The 22,409-nt window shown below is 31.9% G+C and carries 25 protein-coding genes and 4 pseudogenes; 16 read left to right on the forward strand and 13 right to left on the reverse strand.

Annotated features, from left to right (window positions below):
- Positions 1-24: 24 nt before the first annotated feature.
- Positions 25-207, reverse strand: a complete 183-nt coding sequence (locus ACYVEC_RS28935) for a DUF4021 domain-containing protein (RefSeq protein ID WP_063225017.1) — start codon at positions 205-207, stop codon at positions 25-27.
- Positions 208-407: 200 nt separating this feature from the next.
- Between ACYVEC_RS28935 and catA the strand changes: the two genes are divergently transcribed.
- From catA to ACYVEC_RS28950, 3 genes are all read left to right on the forward strand, one after another.
- Positions 408-1,058: a type A chloramphenicol O-acetyltransferase gene (gene catA / locus ACYVEC_RS28940; RefSeq protein ID WP_063225018.1), complete on the forward strand. Its 651-nt coding sequence runs from the start codon at positions 408-410 to the stop codon at positions 1,056-1,058.
- A gap of 220 nt (positions 1,059-1,278) precedes the next feature.
- Positions 1,279-2,205 carry a GNAT family N-acetyltransferase gene (locus ACYVEC_RS28945; protein ID WP_063225019.1) on the forward strand — a complete coding sequence of 309 codons (927 nt, stop codon included), beginning with the start codon at positions 1,279-1,281 and terminating at the stop codon, positions 2,203-2,205.
- Positions 2,206-2,366: 161 nt separating this feature from the next.
- Positions 2,367-2,879: a GNAT family N-acetyltransferase gene (locus ACYVEC_RS28950; RefSeq protein ID WP_063225020.1), complete on the forward strand. Its 513-nt coding sequence runs from the start codon at positions 2,367-2,369 to the stop codon at positions 2,877-2,879.
- Between the two features lie 23 nt (positions 2,880-2,902).
- On the opposite strand, the gene ACYVEC_RS28955 is transcribed toward ACYVEC_RS28950, so the two are convergent.
- Positions 2,903-3,790, reverse strand: coding sequence for a DMT family transporter (locus ACYVEC_RS28955; RefSeq protein ID WP_063225021.1), 888 nt, complete (start codon positions 3,788-3,790; stop codon positions 2,903-2,905).
- A gap of 170 nt (positions 3,791-3,960) precedes the next feature.
- Between ACYVEC_RS28955 and ACYVEC_RS28960 the strand changes: the two genes are divergently transcribed.
- The 5 genes from ACYVEC_RS28960 to ACYVEC_RS28980 all read left to right on the forward strand — a co-directional run bounded on the left by ACYVEC_RS28960 (position 3,961) and on the right by ACYVEC_RS28980 (position 8,126).
- Positions 3,961-4,521 carry a helix-turn-helix domain-containing protein gene (locus ACYVEC_RS28960; protein WP_063225022.1) on the forward strand — a complete coding sequence of 187 codons (561 nt, stop codon included), beginning with the start codon at positions 3,961-3,963 and terminating at the stop codon, positions 4,519-4,521.
- A 34-nt stretch (positions 4,522-4,555) separates the two neighbouring features.
- Positions 4,556-5,503, forward strand: a complete 948-nt coding sequence (locus tag ACYVEC_RS28965) for a hypothetical protein (protein WP_098556300.1) — start codon at positions 4,556-4,558, stop codon at positions 5,501-5,503.
- Between the two features lie 168 nt (positions 5,504-5,671).
- Positions 5,672-5,821 (forward strand): aspartyl-phosphate phosphatase Spo0E family protein, encoded by a 150-nt coding sequence (locus ACYVEC_RS28970; RefSeq protein ID WP_063225024.1) that lies wholly within the window; start codon positions 5,672-5,674, stop codon positions 5,819-5,821.
- A gap of 115 nt (positions 5,822-5,936) precedes the next feature.
- On the forward strand, positions 5,937-6,665 hold the full coding sequence (locus tag ACYVEC_RS28975) for an alpha/beta fold hydrolase (RefSeq protein WP_098557452.1): 729 nt from the start codon (positions 5,937-5,939) through the stop codon (positions 6,663-6,665).
- A 60-nt stretch (positions 6,666-6,725) separates the two neighbouring features.
- On the forward strand, positions 6,726-8,126 hold the full coding sequence (locus ACYVEC_RS28980; protein WP_199678243.1) for a protoporphyrinogen oxidase: 1,401 nt from the start codon (positions 6,726-6,728) through the stop codon (positions 8,124-8,126).
- Between the two features lie 56 nt (positions 8,127-8,182).
- Here the strand turns inward: ACYVEC_RS28980 and ACYVEC_RS28985 are convergent, their stop codons facing one another.
- Positions 8,183-8,731 carry a hypothetical protein gene (locus tag ACYVEC_RS28985; protein WP_063225027.1) on the reverse strand — a complete coding sequence of 183 codons (549 nt, stop codon included), beginning with the start codon at positions 8,729-8,731 and terminating at the stop codon, positions 8,183-8,185.
- A gap of 368 nt (positions 8,732-9,099) precedes the next feature.
- Here ACYVEC_RS28985 and ACYVEC_RS28990 point away from each other — a divergent pair, with 368 nt between their 5' ends.
- A complete protein-coding gene (locus ACYVEC_RS28990; protein WP_063225028.1) occupies positions 9,100-9,651 on the forward strand; it encodes a GNAT family N-acetyltransferase in 552 nt (183 codons plus the stop codon).
- A gap of 38 nt (positions 9,652-9,689) precedes the next feature.
- On the opposite strand, the gene ACYVEC_RS28995 is transcribed toward ACYVEC_RS28990, so the two are convergent.
- A complete protein-coding gene (locus tag ACYVEC_RS28995) occupies positions 9,690-9,875 on the reverse strand; it encodes a cold-shock protein (protein WP_000286198.1) in 186 nt (61 codons plus the stop codon).
- 86 nt (positions 9,876-9,961) lie between these two features.
- On the reverse strand, positions 9,962-10,165 hold the full coding sequence (cspD, locus tag ACYVEC_RS29000; protein WP_000176365.1) for a cold-shock protein CspD: 204 nt from the start codon (positions 10,163-10,165) through the stop codon (positions 9,962-9,964).
- A gap of 476 nt (positions 10,166-10,641) precedes the next feature.
- On the opposite strand from cspD, the gene ACYVEC_RS29005 reads away from it, so the two are divergent.
- Together ACYVEC_RS29005 and ACYVEC_RS29010 are read left to right on the forward strand one after the other, a co-directional pair.
- Positions 10,642-11,538: a CPBP family intramembrane glutamic endopeptidase gene (locus tag ACYVEC_RS29005; RefSeq protein ID WP_063225029.1), complete on the forward strand. Its 897-nt coding sequence runs from the start codon at positions 10,642-10,644 to the stop codon at positions 11,536-11,538.
- Complete coding sequence (locus ACYVEC_RS29010; protein WP_142332693.1) at positions 11,538-12,197, forward strand: nucleoside/nucleotide kinase family protein; 660 nt, start codon at positions 11,538-11,540, stop codon at positions 12,195-12,197. The genes ACYVEC_RS29005 and ACYVEC_RS29010 overlap by 1 nt, the downstream gene beginning before the upstream one ends.
- 36 nt (positions 12,198-12,233) lie before the next feature.
- On the opposite strand, the gene ACYVEC_RS29015 is transcribed toward ACYVEC_RS29010, so the two are convergent.
- The gene (locus ACYVEC_RS29015; RefSeq protein ID WP_063225030.1) at positions 12,234-12,995 is read right to left on the reverse strand and encodes an arginase family protein; all 762 of its coding nucleotides are present in this window, start codon (positions 12,993-12,995) and stop codon (positions 12,234-12,236) included.
- A 315-nt stretch (positions 12,996-13,310) separates the two neighbouring features.
- Between ACYVEC_RS29015 and ACYVEC_RS29020 the strand changes: the two genes are divergently transcribed.
- Positions 13,311-14,084 (forward strand): Cof-type HAD-IIB family hydrolase, encoded by a 774-nt coding sequence (locus tag ACYVEC_RS29020; RefSeq protein WP_063225031.1) that lies wholly within the window; start codon positions 13,311-13,313, stop codon positions 14,082-14,084.
- 99 nt (positions 14,085-14,183) lie between these two features.
- On the forward strand, positions 14,184-14,789 hold the full coding sequence (locus tag ACYVEC_RS29025; protein ID WP_063225032.1) for a PRK06770 family protein: 606 nt from the start codon (positions 14,184-14,186) through the stop codon (positions 14,787-14,789).
- Here ACYVEC_RS29025 and ACYVEC_RS29030 read toward each other — a convergent pair.
- From ACYVEC_RS29030 to ACYVEC_RS29045, 4 genes and pseudogenes are all read right to left on the reverse strand, one after another.
- A pseudogene (locus ACYVEC_RS29030) lies at positions 14,786-15,278 on the reverse strand (glycosyltransferase family protein); the annotation flags it as partial. The gene ACYVEC_RS29025 and the pseudogene ACYVEC_RS29030 overlap by 4 nt on opposite strands.
- A 420-nt stretch (positions 15,279-15,698) precedes the next feature.
- Positions 15,699-16,163 carry an exosporium protein D gene (locus ACYVEC_RS29035; protein ID WP_460509446.1) on the reverse strand — a complete coding sequence of 155 codons (465 nt, stop codon included), beginning with the start codon at positions 16,161-16,163 and terminating at the stop codon, positions 15,699-15,701.
- Positions 16,164-16,570: 407 nt separating this feature from the next.
- Positions 16,571-16,855 (reverse strand): DUF4183 domain-containing protein, encoded by a 285-nt coding sequence (locus ACYVEC_RS29040; protein WP_001123247.1) that lies wholly within the window; start codon positions 16,853-16,855, stop codon positions 16,571-16,573.
- Between the two features lie 468 nt (positions 16,856-17,323).
- The gene (locus ACYVEC_RS29045) at positions 17,324-17,461 is read right to left on the reverse strand and encodes a DUF3956 domain-containing protein (RefSeq protein WP_000376554.1); all 138 of its coding nucleotides are present in this window, start codon (positions 17,459-17,461) and stop codon (positions 17,324-17,326) included.
- Between the two features lie 434 nt (positions 17,462-17,895).
- Between ACYVEC_RS29045 and ACYVEC_RS29050 the strand changes: the two are divergent.
- A pseudogene (locus ACYVEC_RS29050) lies at positions 17,896-18,165 on the forward strand (phage terminase small subunit-related protein); the annotation flags it as partial.
- A gap of 841 nt (positions 18,166-19,006) precedes the next feature.
- Here the strand turns inward: ACYVEC_RS29050 and ACYVEC_RS29055 are convergent.
- Entirely contained in the window at positions 19,007-19,357 is a 351-nt protein-coding gene (locus ACYVEC_RS29055; protein ID WP_098555288.1) for a hypothetical protein, read from the reverse strand.
- A gap of 365 nt (positions 19,358-19,722) precedes the next feature.
- Positions 19,723-19,944: pseudogene (locus tag ACYVEC_RS29060) on the reverse strand (restriction endonuclease); the annotation flags it as partial.
- Here ACYVEC_RS29060 and ACYVEC_RS29065 point away from each other — a divergent pair.
- Positions 19,942-20,037, forward strand: a pseudogene (locus tag ACYVEC_RS29065) (replication-relaxation family protein); the annotation flags it as partial. The pseudogenes ACYVEC_RS29060 and ACYVEC_RS29065 overlap by 3 nt on opposite strands.
- A 214-nt stretch (positions 20,038-20,251) precedes the next feature.
- Here ACYVEC_RS29065 and ACYVEC_RS29070 read toward each other — a convergent pair.
- Complete coding sequence (locus ACYVEC_RS29070; RefSeq protein WP_098555290.1) at positions 20,252-21,124, reverse strand: LysR family transcriptional regulator; 873 nt, start codon at positions 21,122-21,124, stop codon at positions 20,252-20,254.
- Between the two features lie 129 nt (positions 21,125-21,253).
- Between ACYVEC_RS29070 and ACYVEC_RS29075 the strand changes: the two genes are divergently transcribed.
- Positions 21,254-22,297 carry an aspartate-semialdehyde dehydrogenase gene (locus ACYVEC_RS29075; protein ID WP_063225038.1) on the forward strand — a complete coding sequence of 348 codons (1,044 nt, stop codon included), beginning with the start codon at positions 21,254-21,256 and terminating at the stop codon, positions 22,295-22,297.
- The last annotated feature ends 112 nt before the right edge of the window (positions 22,298-22,409 follow it).

The raw sequence follows: 22,409 nt of genomic DNA on the forward strand, positions 1-22,409 counted from the left end.
CTTGGCTTTTTTCAATGTAGTTAATTAATTTTTTGAAGTCAAATCATCAGTTACAGCGTGATCAGCATCTTCAATTGTTGTTTCGGGCATTCCATATAAGCCATTCATTGCTTGTTCTTCGATATTAAGGTTTGCAGTATTATTATTTTGAATAGGTGTAGCGTTTTCGATAACATTTTCTTTTTTATTTACATTTTTGTTATTCATGTATGAATCCTCCAAATTTCATTTGATTTATCTATAGTATGTGGATGGATTTCCAGAAATATGTGAATTGATTCTTATAGATGTTATATAATTAAATAAATAATTAGGGCGAAATGTAAACTGTTAGGAGTGAACAAGTATGGTGAAAACAAGAAAGTTAGCCTTCTAAAATAAAAATAAAATTTTAGGAGGCTATTAAAATGAAGTTTCATGTAATTGATAGAGGAAATTGGAATAGAAAGCAGTATTTTGACCATTATTTAAAGTTGAAATGTACATTTAGTATGACTGTGAATGTTGATATCACGATGTTATTAGAGAAATTAAATCAAAAGAGAATAAAATTTTATCCCGTTTTTATATATTTAATTTCTCGAGTAGTAAATAATCATAAAGAATTTCGAACATGTTATAACGATGAAGGAGTTTTAGGCTATTGGGAGGAAATGATACCGAGTTATACAATCTTTCATAAAGATGATAAGTCTTTTTCAAGTATATGGACGGATTATTCTAGTGAATTCCACATTTTCTATAAAAATTATGAAGAAGATATGAGATGCTATGCTAGTGTTCATGGTCTCTTCACAAAAGAAAATGTTCCGCCTAATGTATTTCCGATTTCTAGCATACCTTGGACTAGTTTTACTGGATTTAATCTTAATATTAATAATGATGCTGATTTTCTATTACCAATTATAACTTGTGGGAAATATTTTAATGAAGAAAATAAGTTTATGCTACCAGTTTCATTACAATTCCATCATTCGGTTTGTGATGGATATCATGCGAGTCGATTTATAGAAGATTTACAGGAGTTAAGTAATAGTTGCAACGAGTGGCTTAAGTAATATTTAATTTTTAATTATGTAAAATTGAAAATGAATAAAAGAAGAGAACATGTTTTTATTACATGGTCTCTTTTTTATACATGAATACTAAGTCACAGTGGAAAATATAGGTTTATTTGTAGTTTAATAGTAAAGAGAGTTGTTAATCTTAACTTTCTTAATATTATAACTATATCGTTCGCAAAAATTATTATCTTGTAACGATGAAGGGGAAAATAAAATGAAAATAATATCTATAGAAAAAGCTACAATTTTAGATGCTGAAAAGTTAACAGAAATAATGAAAAAAACATTTGATGAAGAAGCGGAAAAATGGCTTGGCGGCCAAAATGATGTAATTGAGTATAACATTCAACCACCAGGATATTCTTCAGTTGAAATGATGAAATATTCAATTGAAGAATTGGATTCTTTCAAAGTAATAATGGATCAAAAAATAATCGGGGGAATTATAGTTACGATTTCTGGTAAGTCATACGGTCGAATTGATCGTATTTTTGTAGATCCTGTTTATCAAGGAAAAGGAATTGGATCACATGTTATTAAATTAATAGAAGAGGAATATCAAAGCATAAAGATTTGGGATCTCGAAACATCTAGTAGACAAATTAATAATCATCATTTTTATAAAAAAATGGGCTATGAAATAATTTTTAAATCTGAAGATGAGTATTGTTATGTAAAAAGAATACATGTAGGTTCAGTTGAAGAGAACCTAATTAAAAATAAAGATATGAAAACAGGGCAATACGAAAACTGTAATTTGGTTAATACAGAATATTATCAAGTGAATTTGAAAAATAGTGCATTTGTTGGTAGTAATATAATGCATATGAATATGAGTAATTGTAATGTAAGTCAATCAAAGTTTAGAAATATAAATTTTAGAAATTCTTCATATGCAGATTTAAATCTTTCTGGTAGTAAATTTAATTTGGTGACATTAGGTGGAGTGCAATTCAAAAATACAAGTCTTGGCGATGAGAAGGAACCTATTTTATTTGATAATTGTGATTTAGAAGGTAGTACAATACATAATAGTAATTTGAAAAATATTGAAATAGAAAATTGTGATATAACCGGTATGAAAATAAATGGGATTCAAATTGAAAAGCTACTTGAGTTATATAATAAAGTAAAAAGTTAACTTGGTTTTAGTTAGTAGTTAGGTAGATAAAGCTGTTCTTAAATTGAATGTTATATTGAAATAATTGTGTAAAAATAACATAAAGAAATACACAGGAGAAGGGGTTTTATAAAGGATTCTAGAATGAGAAATGTATTGTGTATTTATATGGAGGGAACAAAATGGGGATCAAAGTTAGAGCGGTAGAAATAAAAGATGCTAGAGCAATTCATCGTATATGCATACAAGATGATGTTTTACCTTATATGGTTTTCTTACCTAGCATGCGTGTAGATGCAATGGAAAATAGAATTCGAAATTTAGCACCAAATCAATTTGAATTTGTTGCAGAATTTGATGGAGAAGTTGTAGGTTTTGTTGGTTTAACACAAAGTCCAGGGCGTAGATCTCATTCGGGTGATTTATTTATAGGGGTAGACAGTGAATATCATAATAAAGGCATTGGGAAAGCACTTCTTACAAAAATGCTGGATTTGGCTGATAATTGGTTAATGTTAGAGCGAGTGGAACTTGGTGTTTTAGAAACGAATCCTAAAGCGAAAGCTCTATATGAAAAATTCGGATTTGTAGAAGAGGGAGTAAAGATAGGGAATTTGAAGGCTCACGGAAAGTTTATTAATGAAATTATGATGAGTCGTTTTAGACCTGATGGTTTAATTGTACATAATGAATAGTGAAAAAGCATGACAGTATAATGTCATGCTTTTTTATTCGAATTTGCTTGTAATAAAAATAATGCTAAACCAATAAAAATAACTGTAATACCTAGTCCTTGTTGCAAAGAAATGGTCTCACTTAAAATAAAGTACGCTAGTATACAAGTTCCAATCGTTTCTCCTAAAATGCTCATAGAGATTACAGTAGCACTCATCCATTTTAATAACCAATTAAAAATTGTTTGTCCTAAAATCGTTGCAATAAACGCTAATCCAATAAAGCACATCCAAGTTTGTGTAGAGTAGTGGATGAAAGATTCGTGTTGCAAGTAAGCAAATATACCAAGAAAACAGGCACTACTTCCATAACTAATTACCGAATACGGTATAAGTGATAAATCTTTACGAACATGTTGACTAATGAAAAAGTAACCGGTAATAATTCCTGCCGCAATAAATGCTAAAATATCCCCGTATAAAGCTTCTCCGCTAATTTGGAAGTCTTGCCATCCAATGACGATACTTCCTGAAATAGCGATGAGGCAACCAATAACCGCTCCTTTTGTAAACTTCTCCTTGAATAAAAAATAACCACCAATCATTGAGAATAAAGGTTGTAATGTTACGATAACTGTGGAACTTGCTACAGAAGTATATTGTAACGATTCAAACCATAGTACATAATGTGCAGCTAAAAATAGCCCAGAAATGAATCCGAATCTCCATTGTTTTTTCGTTAATGTTTTTAGTTCGTATCGATTGTTTTTATTAAATAGTAATAACGGTAACAGAATTAATGCAGCAAAAAATAATCGATAAAAAGCAATGATAGCCGCAGGAGCATCGGCCAATTTTACAAAAATCGCTGAAGTTGATAAGGCGAATACACCGAAAAATAAGATGCAATATGAAAGAATAGGTGATTTCAAAGTTTGTCCCTCCGATGAATTGTTTATTATAATAAAATAAATACGATATAATGTACAATGGTAAGTATATAAGTCTCGGAGACGATAGAAAAGGATTATTTGCCTTTGTTTAGTAAGTTAGTACAAAAGCGATGAAACATATATTATGATGGACGAAGGAAGGATTTACTATGATACATGATAGGCTTGGACAAACTGTATTAAGTTATCGTAAGAAAAATAAGATGACAATTCGTGAATTTGCTGATTATGCAGGGATTAGTACGTCACTAATTAGCCAAATTGAAAGGGGACATGCGAATCCTTCGTTAAGTGTATTGGAATTAATAGCGAAAGCATTAAATGTCCCACTATTTACACTGTTTATTAATGAGATTGATACAGATTCACTCATTTCTAAGAAGAAAGATAGAAAGAAAGTATATCGAGAAAATAGCGATCACATAGTATACGATGTATTAACACCTGATTTTATGAAAGCACGTATTGAAATGTTAATGATGGACTTAAATAAACAAGCAAATACAATAGAAAGTCACTATTCACATGAAAATAAAGAAGAAATAGCTGTAGTCATGAAAGGAGAAGTATATGTGGAGTTAGAAGGAAAAGAATATTTCTTAGAAGAAGGGGATGTTGTACGTATCCCACCAAATGTGAAGCATCGTTTTTTGAATAAAAGTGATGAAGCGAATCACATTTTATTCGTATTGACGCCATCTTTAGGATGAGTATAAAGCGATTTTTATCATGGGGGATAAAAAGATGGAAAATAAAACTGTTTTAAAAGGTGGCCTTTCAATTATTTCTCAATGTAAAAAAGAAACAAATGATATTTGGCATGCGCATTTCGGAGCAGCTGCAATTGCTAGTTATTTTTTCATGAAAGATAACAATATGGAAGAAGAAATAACTCGTAATATGTATTCTCAAACAAAAATGATGCTGAACAAGCAAAACTTAGGTGAAATTATCGATAATAAAGAAGAAATTGATTTTCAAAGTGCTGAAAAAATGATTATAAAATCATTGGAGCATACAATTGATGAACTTCATTGGGTAGGGCATAATGTCATTTATGCTGCATTAAGTTTATTAGCTATGAAAGAGTTACAAAAATGGGGCGATAATCAAGCAATTGAAGGGATTGCTAATCTTATATTATCGTTTCAAAAAACAATTCCTGGTAGATCGTGGATTGGTTTTACGACAAAGGAAGTAAAACAATTAAGTATAAAAAATGAGATGGAAAGTAAACTGAGAAATCCGAAACAAGTATCAAAGTTTATTTTAAAGGAGCTTTCGCAATTTAATATTATTTATAGAGCGGAATCGCATCATGATTTAATTGGTCATTTACTTACTTTTTCACATGCGATTAATATTATGTATGACTTAGGGCATAGAGATATATTCCATCGAGCGATACGTCCCCTATTAAAACTAGTATACGTGTTACGTGCTAGTCAAAGTCTTACATCGAATAGTGAAATAAATTTGCATTCACCGATAGATTGTTTACCTTTAATCGAATCTAAACGTGCTTATATATTACCAACAGAAAATCAATTTTGGCTAAAAGACTATAGTGCATTTGATTGGGATTTCGGACATGTCTTTAAATTCTCATATAGTTATTTTGATCATATTAAGAGGGCTCCAAAATATAAAGATATAACATTAGAGAAATTCCGTTTTGTTATGAATACGTAATGAAGTCTAATGATCTGTATAAAGGGCTAAATATAAAAATTCTTTGTCGATAGTATATTATTTTTATATTTGTAAGATTTTACATACGTATTTTACTTTTACTAATTCTGTAAATAGGCTATACTAAAATACATACATTTTTAGTATTGGAGAGAGAAGTAAAACGACATGGAATTAATGAAATTGGAAAAAGCAATTGAAATAAAGAAAGAAGAACTTTTATATTTAGTATCGGATTATGGAATTCAACATGAAAAAGTATTGGCTTTAAGCCAAGAAATAGACAAATTGATTAATTACTTTATGTTTTTAAAATAGAAAGAACTATGACATGATGTGAATATGTTATAGTTCTTTTTTTATTTGAAAATTTAGATGTAAATTCTATATACTAATAATTAATAGAAAATTCAATTTTAAAGGAGGGGGATAAATGATATTACATACGCACATTTTAGGAAAAGGGGAACCAATCGTGCTTTTGCATTCTGGTGGTATGACAGGTTTAGTAGAATATGAAGAGCAGACAGCATATTTTCGAGAACAAAATTATCAAGTCATTCGCCCTGATTTAAGAGGGCATGGAAAATCAGGAGGAACATTGGGGAATTATTTCCTACGTTCTGTAAAGGATTTACATGATACGTTAGTACATTTACAAATTGATAGATGTCATATAGCTGGTGTTTCACTAGGAGGATTAGTTGCTTTATTATTTGCAAAAAAATATCCAGATAAGGTGAGAACATTAACTTTTTCAGGTATCTTTCCGCTTAAGAGAGAAAATTGGGAGGAGTCTCAGGAGTATGAAGCGAAGTGCCATCAGCAATTGATAGAAAATGAAGAAGTTGTAACTTATATGAATCAAATTCATGAAAAAAGTGATTGGAAAGCATTGCTTGAATCGTGGCAAGTTAAGGATTGGTACCCATTTGATGAAACTGGTGATGTAGCTAGCCTTCAAGTACCTACACTTTGTATTGCTGGGGGAGATTCAGAAGACGAAGTTACAGCTGCTACAACGTTCAAACAATTAAACGATAATATTCATATTGCTGTTATTCCTTTTGCCGGTCATTTAGTGCATAATGATCAACCGGGAATATATTCGAATATATTGTCTAATTTCTTACAGAATGCGCAAGCTGCTAGTCGAATATAAGGACTTTTGGGTATAATAATAAAGGAATTATTAATTGTATCGGTTAGGAGCGCAGCACATATGAAAACAGTTGTTGTTATTGGTGGAGGTATAACGGGACTTTCTACTATGTTTTATTTAGAAAAATTAAAAAAGGATAATAATATTGATTTAAATTTAATCCTTGTAGAAAAAGAAAAGTACTTAGGTGGTAAAATCCATAGTGTAGAAGAAAAGGATTTTATTATGGAATCAGGAGCAGATTCTATCGTTGCTCGTAATGAGCATGTTATGCCTCTAATAAAAGAATTAAATTTAGAAGAAGAAATGGTATATAACGAAACGGGTATTTCTTACATATATTCTGATAATGCTTTACATCCAATTCCTTCTGACACTATATTTGGGATACCGATGAGTGTTGAATCGTTGTTTAGCAGTACGCTAGTATCAACGAAAGGAAAAATTGTTGCTTTAAAAGATTACATAACGAAAAATAAAGAGTTTACGAAAGATACATCACTTGCTGTATTTTTAGAAAGCTTCTTAGGGAAAGAGTTAGTGGAAAGACAAATTGCACCTGTACTTTCAGGTGTATATTCTGGTAAATTGAATGAGCTTACGATGGCATCTACATTACCGTATTTACTGGAGTATAAAAATAAGTATGGAAGTATTATTAAAGGTTTTGAAGAGAATAAAAAACAATTTCAATCAGCAGGAAATAAAAAGTTTGTATCATTCAAAAATGGACTATCTACGATTATTAATCGTTTAGAAGAAGTACTGCCTGAGACGGTTGTTAAGAAAGGTGCTGTAACGACGGCTGTAAGTAAACAAGGTGATCGCTATGAAATTTCCTTTGCAAATCACAATTCAATCCAAGCTGATTATGTTGTTTTAGCAACTCCGCATGATATCGCCCAAACTTTATTACAGTCTAATGAGTTAAACGAGCAGTTTCATACATTTAAAAACTCATCTCTTATAAGTATTTACTTAGGATTTGACATACTAGATGAACAATTACCGGCGGACGGTACAGGATTTATCGTAACGGAAAACAGTGATTTACATTGTGACGCTTGTACATGGACAAGCCGAAAGTGGAAACATACATCTGGAAAACAAAAGCTATTAGTGAGAATGTTTTATAAGAGTACCAATCCAGTATATGAAACGATTAAAAATTATAGTGAAGAAGAATTAGTACGAGTCGCTTTATATGATATTGAAAAGAGTCTCGGAATTAAAGGTGAACCAGAAGTAGTTGAAGTTACAAATTGGAAAGATTTAATGCCGAAATATCATTTAGAACATAATCAAGCGGTTCAAACATTACAAGAAAAAATGACTGATCTTTATCCTAATGTATACTTAGCTGGCGCTTCCTATTACGGTGTCGGAATTGGTGCGTGTATTGGAAATGGAAAGAACACTGCAAATGAAATAATTGCAACATTAAATGAACCGTCAAATTAAAATAGCATACATATATAAATAAAATGTCCCTCGGTTATGCTGGAGGGACATTTTATTTATTTCACTTGAATTGAGACCTTTTTATTAGTTGTATTATTTTCAGTAATCGTTAATGTTATATTCCCGGACTCTTTAAATGAATATGATGAGAGTTGATAAAGCTCTTTTATACGGTGTTTCTCTTTTAATTTATTGGCAGGAATTAATGTTATGTTCGGTTTCCATGTTTCCTGTTTACCTGAAGGATAGTCTACTATTATTTCTGGATTATTTAATTGCATTGGTTCCCAAGAGGCAAAATGTAGTTCAACTGTTGTATTTTTTTTTAGTAATTTTTCTGAGAAATATCCAAGTTTTCCAACATTACCGAAAACAGTAAAGTTTTGATTTTGTAATGTGATCTCTAAATGTTTAGGTTGATATGTTGTTGCGTGATAGATTCCATAGGAAAGTGAAAGGGTGGCGGCGATTAACATGCTGATTGAAAATATTTTAAAGCTATTGCCTTTAAAACTAGTCATCATAAATGAGTTTGGGGCGAACTTTTTTGCGAATAAAAATATGAGTAATATGAGTAAAAGGGATAAGCCGATGAATATATACATAGGAAATTTACACCTCCACAATAAAGTAATACATTAACTATATTTTACCATAAATGTATGGAGCAGGGTGTTGTTTTAGAAGGGAAAAGTGAGCATGGAATTGAAATTATAAGATTACGAGTGGAGTGTTGGAAATGAAAATAATACAATTAATTTTTAAAATAGAGAATAAAGAGATGATCATAGTATTTTGATCATCTCTTTATTTTTTCTAATCATGCAAATGCAAGAAGGGTTACTCTTAGTTCGTATTGAATTAAGAGGATAAGCTTCTCTTGAAATATTTGATTAATGGGACATTGAGGACTTTCCTAATTATTAATATTTTTTCTGCTATAATGAATGAGTAGAAAGAAAGGAGCGATCCTATGGTATTTCCTATATTAGAAACAGAACGTTTGCGTTTAGTTGAAATAGAACAATCTTATTGTCAAAAAATATATGAAATCTTTTCATTGGATGAGGTAACATGTTATTACGGTATGAATTCTTTTACGGAGTTTGGACAAGCTTCACGTATGATTGAATCTTTTTCGAAAAATTACTTCGAGAAAAAAGCAATACGATGGGGAATTGTGTTAAAAGAAACAAATACTTTAATAGGTACAATTGGATTAAATAATTTACAACTATGGAGTAAACGATCTGAAATTGGATATGACTTACACCCTCGATATTGGGGGAATGGTTATGCATCAGAAGCGGCTCAAGAAATTATTCATTATGGATTTCGTGATTTAGGCTTATTTAGAATTGGTGCTATTACATACCCTGAAAATGTTACTTCTTGTAAAATGTTATCTAAAATTGGTTTTCAAAAGGAAGGCCTATTGCGTGGATATATTCATCAAGGAAATAAACAACATGATGCATTATTGTATTCTATAGTTCGAACGGATGTAGAGGATATAAATTTATAATAAAAAACCCCTCTTATAAAAGAGGGGTTAAATAAAAATTAACCTAACTTAGGTAATAAACGTTCTCCGCTTTTCATGCTACTTTTACATAAAGGGCATTTAGGCTCTTCTTCAAATGAAAAGTTCTTTCTCATCCATCCTAAACAATCCTCTGCTTCACATTCCCAGACAGGGGTTTGTTCTGGTGGTACTTCTGCTACATCGTTCTTTCGATTGCGATACATGTAACCACTCCTTTTATGTAAAAATTTTTAGTTATATATTAAAAAGGTTGTTAACCGAGCTGGTAACAACCTTTTTATTGTTTGAATTATAGCTTTACAACGTTTTTAGCTTGAGGTCCACGGTTACCGTCTTCAACTTCGAAGCTAACTTCTTGACCTTCGTCAAGAGACTTGAAGCCGTCGCCAGTGATAGCTGAGAAGTGAACGAATACGTCGTTACCGTCTGCAACTTCGATGAAACCGAAACCTTTTTCGCTGTTAAACCATTTTACTTTACCTGTTAATGTCATGGTAATGCCTCCTAAAATTTAAAAAGATTACAATATGATCGGCCTTATTTGAATGAAAAATAAAAGTTCACATATTATCAAAAACCCATAAGGAGTACAAAGTGTTCCTGATTGATACTTGATAATATGCAAAGAAAATATAGTGTTAAATTGACCTTAATTACTATCTTACAACAAATGGTGGGAAATAGCAAGTGCTGGTAATACCAGTGAGAAATAGGGTGGGAAAAATGGTAAAAGACACAAAGACATCTCTTTTATTTATATATTATTCCTAATTTTGGTTTATGCTAAACTAAGAACATTTTTATCACGCATTAACTACCCGTAAAATCCCGATTGGTGAGGGCTAATAATCAGTGGGGGATGAACAAATCCTTCACTGATTAAAGTGTCACTTTATTGAAAAATTGTATTAGGGAAACGATATATAGTATAAGAATAGTGTTGATATATTTGTTAAGGAGGCGAGAATATTGCAGTCTACTCAATTTAAAATAATTGAAGCAGCAAAAAAGGGGAGAAGAAAAGTTCATCCAGTATTCGCTGTTATACTTGCAATTGTATTTTTGACTTTAGGTGAATTGTTCATGTTATTTATGCTATTTTTGCCGAAAGCAGAAACAATCATTATGAAAGCGATTTATAGCAACATTGAGATGATATTAACGTTTGGTGGAGCTATATTTTTTGTTTTTTTATGGATTAGATTTGTAGAGAAAAGATCATTTTCATCCATTGGTTTTTGGAGAGATCAATGGATAAGAAAATATTTGAGAGGTGCATTAATTGGGTTTATTTTCATTTCGATACCAGTAATGCTACTTTTATTAACAGGAAATGTACAACTAGAAATGCAGCGAATTACACCTACCGCTATACTTGGAATTGTAGGATCTTTAATTGCTTTTTTAATACAAGGTGCAACAGAAGAAATTGTTGTTCGGGGTTGGTTATTTCCAGTTCTTTCTGTTAGAAGCCGTATTTGGATCGGGATTGTTGTAACTTCTTTTTTATTTGGTTTTCTTCATTTACTAAATCCAGGTATTACAATTCTTTCAATATCGAATATAATATTAGTTGGTGTGTTTGCAGCTTTTTACGTTTTGAAAGACAGTAGTCTTTGGGGGATATGTGCGTGGCATTCCATTTGGAATTGGGCACAATATAACGTATTCGGTTTTGCAGTTAGTGGAATGGAAATGTATTCTACACCGATTTTTAGACCTGTAGCAAACGGATCGGAACTCTTTCATGGAGGCTCATTCGGAATTGAGGGAAGTATCATTACAACAATAATGCTTTCTATCGCTTCAATTGTTTTATGGAGACAGTTATGGGGGAGAAAAGCGAAACAACGAGATTTTAGTTAATGAAAGAGGGAGAGACTATGGGGATTATAGCTTTTGAGGGAGCAAGTGCTGTTGGTAAGAGCACAACGTGTCGTGAGTTAGAAAAGAATTATGGTGCTTATATTATACCTGAAGTGAATTTTTTATTTGAAAGACCAAAAAATGAACATAGAACATGGTATTTTGAAAAACAAGTAGAGCGCTGGAAAATAGCAGTGCAGAAGTCAGAGCAATATGAATTAGTAATACTTGATGGCGACATTTATCAGCCACTAAGTTATAATTGGTGTTTCCATTTTGAAATATTTGATCAGCCATTATCTTTAATAGAAAACTTTTATAAAGAAAAGCTGATACATAAGGAAATTGGTTTTCCTGATCAATATTTTTATTTATATACGAATGATGAGGAACTTAGAGAACGGAAAGAATCTGATGTGACAAAAAGAAGAAGAAACTTTGAAAAACATTTACATATATCAAAATCGTTTCAACGTTATTATGAAAATTTAAATACCGTTACAGACGGGTACTGCAAAATGATTGAAGCGAAAAGTGTAAAAACGAATGAACTAGAAATTGTAAATAATTTAAATAGTCTAAATGTGTGTGAAGAGAGACGTTTTGATGTTTCGAGGTTAGATGCGGTTACGAAGTGGTTAAAAGAACATCGTGCGTAAAACAACAAGTGCCTTATATGGCATTCGTTGTTTTTTTTATGTATTATATATTGATTTTAAAATTTGTAAGTTTGCTTGTTCATTTTTCTGAATAGCATTTTTATATTTAGGTAAGAAGAGTTGAGAAGGATAAACTGGGAGTTCACCGCAAATATCAATACCATAGACAGATTTATTCATAATAAGAGAATGAATAAATTGTAAAATTCTAGATAGTTTCATATGCCCTTGATCCCAATTTGTAATAGTAACTTTTGGATCTAAAACATCTTTATCAATGCTTACATATATTGTTTCTGTATGAATATGTGAAAGTATTGTATGTATGGATACTTCATGTGATATATGAATCGGAAAAACTTCTATGTATGAACAATCATTAGAATGAATTGTTAGAGAAGAAGGTCCGATAATAATTACTTTTTTTAACTTATCATTATTTTGAAGAGAAAATGATACCCATGATCCACAGGAAATAAGAGACTGTTCATTCACTTCCTTTAAGTTCGTATCAGTATGATGATCAAATAGTATAAGGGTAAAAGGCTTGTCTATTTCTTCTAGTAATAAATAAGATACATAATGATAATTCCCAGAACCAATAAAAGTAATTCCTTTTTTCTTTATACGGTTTAATGCCCTTTTTATATGCATTAAAGAAGTGCTTTCGCAATATAGGTTTGAGTGTTCTAAAAGGGTAAAATCAATATCTTCATGTGAATAAGAATGTAGTTTATTTTGTAATAAATACGTATCACCAAAGTTTAAAAAAGTTAAACCACTATACAATAAACTCATATTTATTCATCTCCTTTAAATATAAGGCTATCATTTATTTTTATAAAATTAAAATGAAATGCTTTGAGTGGAATTAGTAGTTGGAAAAAATGATTATTTTAACAGAATAATCTTTTAATTTGCAAAGAAAAGAAATACAATATAAGGAAATATATATATGATTTAGGGAATTGAGAATATGTAATAAATGAAAGTGAGACTGAAATTGAATTGAGACGAAAGTAGGTATAGAGTAACTACCTGTAAAAACTCAGTTGATTTAACAATTAATCAATACTTAGAGTTATTATTTGTGAAAGGAGAATAAATGTAAGTATGAAAAAAATTATTATTTCAGATCTTGATGGGACTTTATTAAGAAGTGATAAAACAATTTCAGAGAAATCTATTAATATTTTAAGGGAATGTAAAAATAATGGATACGAACTGATTTTTGCTACAGCAAGGCCTCCAAGAGCTATAAAACAGTATATTCCCAGCGTGTTAAAGAGTGAAATTATTATTTGTTATAACGGGGCTCTCGTTCTTAAAGGTAATGATATTTTATATGAAAGGAAGATTTCTAAAAATAACATTTTAGAAATTATAGAAATAGCAAAAAAGTACAATCTTCATCAGATTTGTCTTGAAATAGGTGATAAGTTGTATTCAAATTTTGATGTTACTGATTATTTTGGCAATGTACCATGTGAAATTATGGATGTAAGAGATTTAGACTTTGAAGAAGCTTCAAAAGTAATTATTTGTACTAAGGGCTCAATAAACGAGGAATTCATTAAAGAATTGCCTGATGAATGCAAGGCAGTCATTACAGATGACGGAACTTTGTGTCAAATTATGCATGCAGAAGTTTCAAAATGGAATAGTATTCAATATGTTCTACAGCACTTAAATCGAGACGTATCTGAAGTAATTGCCTTTGGGGATGACTACAATGATATGGAAATGATAGAGAAGTGTGGGATTGGTGTAGCAATGAGTAATGCAGTTGAGGAATTAAAGTCAGTTGCTAAATTTATTGCTAAAAGTAACGATGAGGATGGAGTTGCTGCATTTCTAGAAAGTAAAAGTTATGTTTATGTTAATTAGTATGAAAAATAAATTGCAGTAAGCGCCAATAAAGAGATGCTACATCTGTTTTTTATAAATAGATATTATGAATGGGATATATGGGAGGAAACAAGCAAGATGAAAACATTATTTAAAATAATAGGTATTTTAGCTGGTATGGCAGTAATTGGCGTAGGTGTAACGTATGGTATGCTGTATTATTTGAATAATAGTAAACCAGCTGCTAAAAAGGCATCACCAGCTGCTCCGGCAGTAGAAGTACTAGCTGATAGTAATGTAAAAGCTGAAGATGCAAAGCTTTTAGAAAATGGCAATCATTCATTACCGAATAGTGGATTTAATAAAAATTTTAAATGGACAGATGAGAACATACAGACAGCATTACATGAAATGGCACATCAAAAAACGAAAGCTGATCAAAAGTGGGGCTATATTTTTATTACACAAGAACGTATTGAAAGTTTACTTGATATTGTAAAGAGCAATGATCTTGTACAAGGAAATACATATGCAGACATTTTAGAGAGATGGAAACAAGGAAAATATGAAAAGATTGATTCGGATCACAATAAGATTTGGAAATTACAAAGCGGGAATTTAGGCGAAGGAAAAGGGGTAATGTCAGAAGCGGAACAAAAAGAGTTAATTAATCAAGTGTTTATGCAAAAAGGTACATATTCGGGTAGTCAATTAATTGCAGGTGGGGGACAGACTAATAAATAAGAGATATTGTGGAGGAATCTACCACCGTAGTAAGGGGCAGGTGGATTAGGATGGATTATTATCCCATGATAACGCTGTTTGACTAGCGGAATACCGTATCTCGGATTAGTATAACCGTGAGAAGGTTCATCCACCATCAGAATAGTCCTAATAGAATACATGTTTTTTCCAAAAGCAGCAAGAGAAGAGAAAAAGGCTTCCTTATCAAAACAGCAAAGAAATTCAGTGGTGTTTAAAACCATTTTCCATCCCGAAATTTCTTTTTCTATTTCCATTACTTCTTGATCAACTAATAAGGCATCAAACACTAATACTTTTGAATCTCGGATTTCCCAATGAGGTGCAAATAATCTACATATTTCTACTGAACAATCAGTAGATCCTCGATTAATAAGGATACCGTGATTAAATAGTTTTGTGTGGTGCATTAACCACCAAGGGAGTAGATACTCTTCATTATAAAAAATGCGAAATTACAGTTGTATTAATAAAAACACCTTCTTATAAAAGTAGATAAAATATTTTTGTTCTATTTATAATATGAGCATTAAAACCCAAAAAGGAAATGTATAATGCATGTCTATATAAATATATGTTTAGTTCATACAAGTGTGTAAAAACACATTTAAATAAAAAATTCATTTTGTAGAAAAGGGGAAAGGATATGTGTACTTATTGGGAAAACGCAGTTAAAGAGTTCTTTAAGAGGAAAGAACTGGAACGAAATAAAAGAGCAGCTAGCAAAAGCTAACTGCTCCGTAAATAAGAAGAACACAATGGTCATTTGTATTCAACCTTGGTGTATCTATAGTATTAACATGTTTTAGAATTTTCAACAAAAAAACGGGGGAATGAGGGGAGTGAAAGGAAAAAACTTTATATAAAGGGTCCTTTTGGCGATTTAATCTATTAATTGCACTCGTGGTAATATTCATCACATGAATCGTTATTATCGTTACAGCAGATACAAAATGTTTTTTGAATAAATAAACTAACTACACTAGTAGGACCTTCCTGCTTTGTAAGAGTAAGACTTTGAAAATCTTCAACTTGAAATATTTTTGTTTGAACGGGTTGTAATGTAGTAGTAATTGGTGTGCTAGATCTTCTTGTTAGAATAGTTACTTGAACGGGTGCACTCATACCGACAACAAATAACTGAATTAATGTTTTATTGTGATTGTTGGTGAAATCTTCAAATACTGTTTGTGGAGTGGTATTTAGGAGGTCAATAGATGTAGGTATATTTCCATTTAAATTTTCTCCTGAACCACCAATTGTATGAGTCTCAACAAAACAGTTATTTTTTTGATGGTCCGAATGCGATTGGTTTTTATAATACTTTTTACCATCTTTATAAAAGTAATCAGCCATATGAATTTAAAGCTCCCTTCTTTTAGTTGTCTATATAGTCTATTTAATAAAGCGAAGTAGTGCTTGTACAACATAATAAAATCCGCTCTCGTAATTACTTGAAAATGTTATTTGAAAATTAAAGAGCGCCTTTGGAGGAAGGCGCTTTATGACCAAGACTTATTTAGAAAAAAGGGTTCACATCATATTGTATGTATGGTTTTTAGAGAGGTACAGTTTTATACAAAGATTTGTATTTCGTAACAAGAGAAAAGAGCACCATATAAGTGCTCTTTTTGAGAGTGAGTATAAATACCAATTATTCTATACTAGTATATGCACTGCATTATGTAGTTGCTACTAAAATTAATTACAGTTTTTAAAATTAGAGGTTTCTTTTAATGAAACCTCTAAAAAGATAACTAAATTTATGTTATTGTAAATTCGATTGCGATAGGAGTTCCTCCATCTAGGACAGCTCCTCCTACAATAGTAGCAGCTGTAGTAGTCACACCAGTAATAGTATCACCTGTTTGAATAACGCCATTAATATAAAGCGTTAAAAAAGCATAAGAAGCAGGGAATGTTGTTACAGCACCAGTGTCATCAGTGAAGTCTGTGTTAGCAAAAGTTAAATCTGCTCCAGCAGCAGTCCCTGTAGCAGCTGTACTTACAAATCGTCTTCCAGCTATAAAAGGCTTAACGATAGGCATTTATGTTCACCTCTTTTTGAGAATAAACTCAGACAAGTTTTTTTGAAAGTCTTGTCCTGTATTTTATTCTATGTTGTGCTTCTTTTAAAAGATACGGCTTGTATACTAGTAAAAAAGTATAATTCTTATGTGTTTGATTTCTTAATGTGGTCATCACTAGTATTAGACAACGTAATTAAAATAACATGTGTTTGTGCGGGGATAGCAATTATCTACGCTACTTTAAAACCAAGAAAAACAGAAACAAAGACAACTAATTATAGTGTGACTGTTAATGCTCCTAATTTAAGTAAAGAAGAAACAGAAAAACTCGCTAAAAATGTAGTAGATAATATGAAGAAGGGATTAAATAAATAGTAATTATTGTAGGCGCTGCCATGAACTTGGTTAGGTTTTTTTGTTGTTAAGGAAAGATAACGGGAAAATAAAAAAGAGAGCTAATGCTCTCTTTTTTTAGTGGCACGGTAATTAATCGCAGATTGGTATTCCAAGCACTCTTAAAGCTAATGCTACTTGAAGAGAAATCTCTAATCTAGCAATTTCGATACCAGCTACTGAAAGAACTAAAAAAGGTTGTCCGTTTACAAACACAACGCAACTATCCATGGTTACGCCTCCTTTCTAACAATCTACTATAATATATGAAGGAAACGTTAATATGTAATAGTTGAACTGATGGATTTAATAGAATTAATAGATTAACCTAACCCATTTAAACCAAACAAAAGAACTCAACGAATGGAAAAAGCAAGAATCAAATGATTCCTGCTAGATGGAGATATAAGGTGGATAATCCGATAGCGCTAATAAACTCTGGTGAAATGTAAAAATCTGATTTAAATCCGTCTGGTGTTTTGATTTTTAGTTTCATGATTTCTCTCCTTTAAATTTAGTTTTTACATTGCTATATACAAACCAAAAGGAAATTGGTAACAAATAAACGAGAAATATTTTTAAAATAAGATTCATTTAGTGATTAGCGTAAGGAATGAACTCATGGAAATATAAAATTCGAACGTGAGGTGGCAGGTGAAATGTAGATGGCGAGACAGCGTAGTCCAAACCGTGATAAAGCATTTGAAATATACAAAGCAAGCAATGGTGAGAAGGCACTTGTTGAGATTGCAAAGGAATTAAACCTGAAGCCATCTCAAATTAGAAAGTGGAAATCGCAAGATAAATGGGATGAACAATTAAAAGGTAACGTTACTATTGCGAAAAGGAGCATTACTAATGTTAAAAATCCTGAGACAAAAGCCAAGTTAAAAAAGATGCTAGATGATGAAGAGCTGACGGAACAAGATCACATGCTGAAAGATATTAATATACTTGGTAAACATGCGACAAGTGGATGGACAGGTACAGGAATTCTTATGGAAGCTACAAAACAAATGTCTTACAATGATAACGTAAAATGCAACAACATTACAATTACAAACATGAAGAAGGGAATCCATTTACGAGTAGATCCAAAAATAACAAAAGAAGCTGATATGGCTTGGGTAAATGCGAAATTCTTCCATCAAATTACGTTTATGAACTTTGAGTACGGTTTGTATTTAGATTGTCACCCGAACTACGTAATGTGGATCTACCGGTTGATACGGGTCTTGCGGTAAAAATCCCCTTACGCTAAACAACTGCCGAGGTGGAATTGTAAATGTTACCGGTCCAATAAACGGATTTACGCCTTCAGGATCACAATAGATACATCCTCCGTTACCATCCCCATTGCGTACTTCATCATCTGAACCGCCGTTATCATCGTTAATTAACTCCCCACAAAGATATCCATATGAAGGATATACATTGCCCTCACAAGTATCTTGATAATTTTGTACCGCTATAGTTACAGTTGGCGGTTCGTCTGTTTGATTAAGTGCAGAAACTTGGATGAAATCAGTGTCAGCATTACGGAATAAAGGGCCGGATGTATACGCTTGGTAGCGAGGTTCACAATGACAATCACAGTCGCATTTTTTCCGCCTTCCGTAGCTTCTAGATATCGTTTTACTGCTTGTATTTTGTCTTTCGAAGAAAATTTAACCATGAAAAATGCACCTCCAATTGTTAATTATGTGTCTAACAATTGGGGTGCACTTCATTTAGAGACAGTCTTTTTAATTACCATAATCCAGCATTTATTAGTCCCTAAGATATATTCTTTGCCTTTAAGCTGGCACTGAAAAACTTAACAATGTTTCTTTTTACAATGACAACAAATAAAGAAACATTTACAACGACACTTATTTCGATTAAACTTCCAATCATTATCACAATGGTGTTTATCTTTAGATTTCCACCAATCGTCATCACAATTGTGCTTATCTTTAGATTTCCACCAATTGTCATCGCAATTGTGCTTATCTTTAGATTTCCACCAATCGTCATCACAATTGTGCTTATCTTTAGATTTCCACCAATCGTCATCACAATGATGCTTATCTTTAGATTTCCACCAATCATCGCAACAATGATTTTTCTTAGAACTCCAGCAATCATTATTCCAGGACATTCTTTTATACCTCCCTTCCATTAGGGTTCATATTATTCTATGTTTTAGTAAAAAGAATGCTTGTTTATTAACCTATTATTATATTTTTATATAATAGAGAGCTTTCTACTAGATATAGAATTCATACAAACTATGCTAATTTTTAAGAGGTAGTGGAGAGAATTACTAGTTGCGGCATTGATTAACAAATACTAGTTGAAGAAAAATATTCTCATTTTAAATAATATCTTATCTTTGGGTACGCTTTTTGGATGTATATTTCACAATAGCGAAGGAAAAACATACTATATAAATGCAAATGAAGCCTATGTGTATGTGAAGTAAAAACAAGCCGTCCTATTGGACGGCTTGTTTAGTTTGTATCTAAATTCATCATGTTAATAAGAGCATCCTCATCAATTAACTCGATGTTCTTATTAGCTGCATATTTCCTTGCATTTTTATTGAAATTACTCAGTGTAACGAAATATTCTCAAACAGCATCAGCATCAACAATGGCACTATGGAGTTTCTGGATAGCAGGTCTTCCAATAGTCCCCTGTGTATGTCTTTTCACTTCAACAAATTTAGTTTCTCTTCCTTGACCAAATACAGAGAAAAGAAACTGGAAGAGTTAGCAGCTAAATATGATGTTTTTGTGAGAGCGTATGTATTGGAGGGAATCTAAAAAAGTGCTAACAAGTTTGCAAACGAACTTGCTAACACCTATTCGAAATAGACATAAATTATCGCTGATATGTCGACTTTGAAAGTAGTTTTAATTAATGAAATCACACTTATACGAAAACCTCATAAAAACAGCCTTTATATAAGTAGTATTAAAGAAAATGTGGGTTGATATTCTTCAAAGGATTTCAACTCATGTTTTCTTTCAAATTATTTTATACTTTCATCACTTTTAATAGTGAAAGAAACGACTGTATTACAGGTGAAATCCATCTAGATTTATGATAGATTACATGGCTTTGAATAACTGTTGGAGTTTCGATAGGCTGAAAACTGAGTTGCTCTTTTTGACAACTTTCTTGTACAACGATGTAAGGAAGAATTGAAATTCCTAACTCACACATAACGGATTGTTTAATGACTTCAACGTTGGAAGTTTCAAATGTTTTAGCTGGAATATTCCCGCTTTGCCGTAAAAAATGATCTACCATTGGTCTATAGCCGCAGCTTTGTTCGGTAAAAATAAACTGAGTATCCTTTAATAAACAAAACGGATTAGATTGTGTAGAATAATGGGGCGGTAAAATCCATCCAAATGTTTCATTACTAAATGTACGCGTAATAAAATCATTATGTTCAATACTTTCTCCAATTATGAAGACAACATCTGTTTCTCCTTCACGTAATTTTTGAAATGCTTGTTCATTTGTGCTTGTTTCAAGTATGATATTTACTTTCGGATTTTTCTGTTTGTAGGTACGTAATAATTGTGGTAAACGATATACTGCTAATGATTCGTTAGATGTAATACTCAATGTACCTTCTAAATGATCGGTATTTTGAGGGATTTCTTGCGCTTTTTCATAAATAGCAAGTAATTCTAAAGCATAAGGATGAAATTGATGACCTGCTTTTGTAAGAAGTACTTTTTTCCCTAACCGATCGAAAAGAGGAATATGTAAATCATTCTCTAATACTTTCATATGCGCTGTAATAGTAGATTGCGCATAACCTAATGCATGAGCAGCTTTAGAAAAACTACCGTGCTTCACAATCGCACAAAATGTTTTAACATGTCTCATTTCCATAAGCAATCCCTCTTTTATTATCATGATTTGTGAATGATTATATCACGTATTTCAATTTTCCAAATGATTAAATTTTTTATAAAATAAAATTGTAGAAATATTTATTCAAGTGATATTGGAGGAGAAAAGATGATCAAAAAGGGCTATCATGTAGCTGTAGTTGGGGCTACAGGTGCAGTAGGGCAGAAAATTATTGAACTGTTACAGAAAGAAACTAAATTTAATATAGCTGAAATTACATTGCTTTCATCACAACGATCCGCTGGTAAGGTAGTACAATTTAAAGGGCGAGAGATAATAATACAAGAGGCAAAAACAACTAGCTTTGAAGGTGTAGATATTGCCTTTTTCAGCGCTGGAGGAGAAGTTTCTAGGCAATTTGTTAATCATGCAGTCTCTAGTGGTGCCATCGTAATTGACAACACGAGTGAATACCGAATGGCACATGATGTACCGCTCGTCGTTCCAGAAGTAAATGCACACACTTTAAAGGAGCATAAAGGTATTATAGCAGTTCCGAATTGTTCAGCATTACAGATGGTAACAGCACTTCAGCCAATACGAAAAGCATTCGGATTGGAACGAATTATTGTTTCCACATATCAAGCTGTGTCAGGTTCAGGAATTCATGCGATTCATGAACTAAAACAGCAGGCTAAGTCAATACTTGCAGGTGAAGAGGTTAAGAGTACTATATTACCAGTGAAGAAAGATAAAAAGCATTATCCAATTGCGTTTAATGTACTACCTCAAGTAGATATATTTACAGATAATGATTTCACATTTGAAGAAGTAAAAATGATGCAAGAAACGAAGAAAATTTTAGAAGATCCCAATTTGAAAATGGCAGCTACTTGTGTGCGTGTTCCAGTCGTATCAGGACATTCAGAATCAGTTTATATTGAACTTGACAAAGAAGCAACTGTTGCAGAAATAAGAGAAGTGTTGCTGGATGCACCAGGTGTTATACTGCAGGATAACATCAGTGAACAGCTGTATCCAATGCCATTATATGCAGAAGGAAAAATAGATACATTTGTCGGTAGAATTAGAAAAGATCCTGATACACCAAACGGATTTCATCTTTGGATCGTTTCCGATAACTTATTAAAAGGTGCAGCGTGGAACTCAGTTCAAATTGCAGAAACGATGGTGGCAGAGGGAATCATTTAGTATAAGGAAAAACTAGGAAACTGTAATCATTAACAGTTTCCTAGTTTTTATTTTATAATTTTCTGCTTTATCCCAGCCACATTTGATTTGAAAGACAGTAAAAAACATCAAG

The sequence above is a fragment of the Bacillus sp. MN7755 genome, assembly GCF_054771475.1.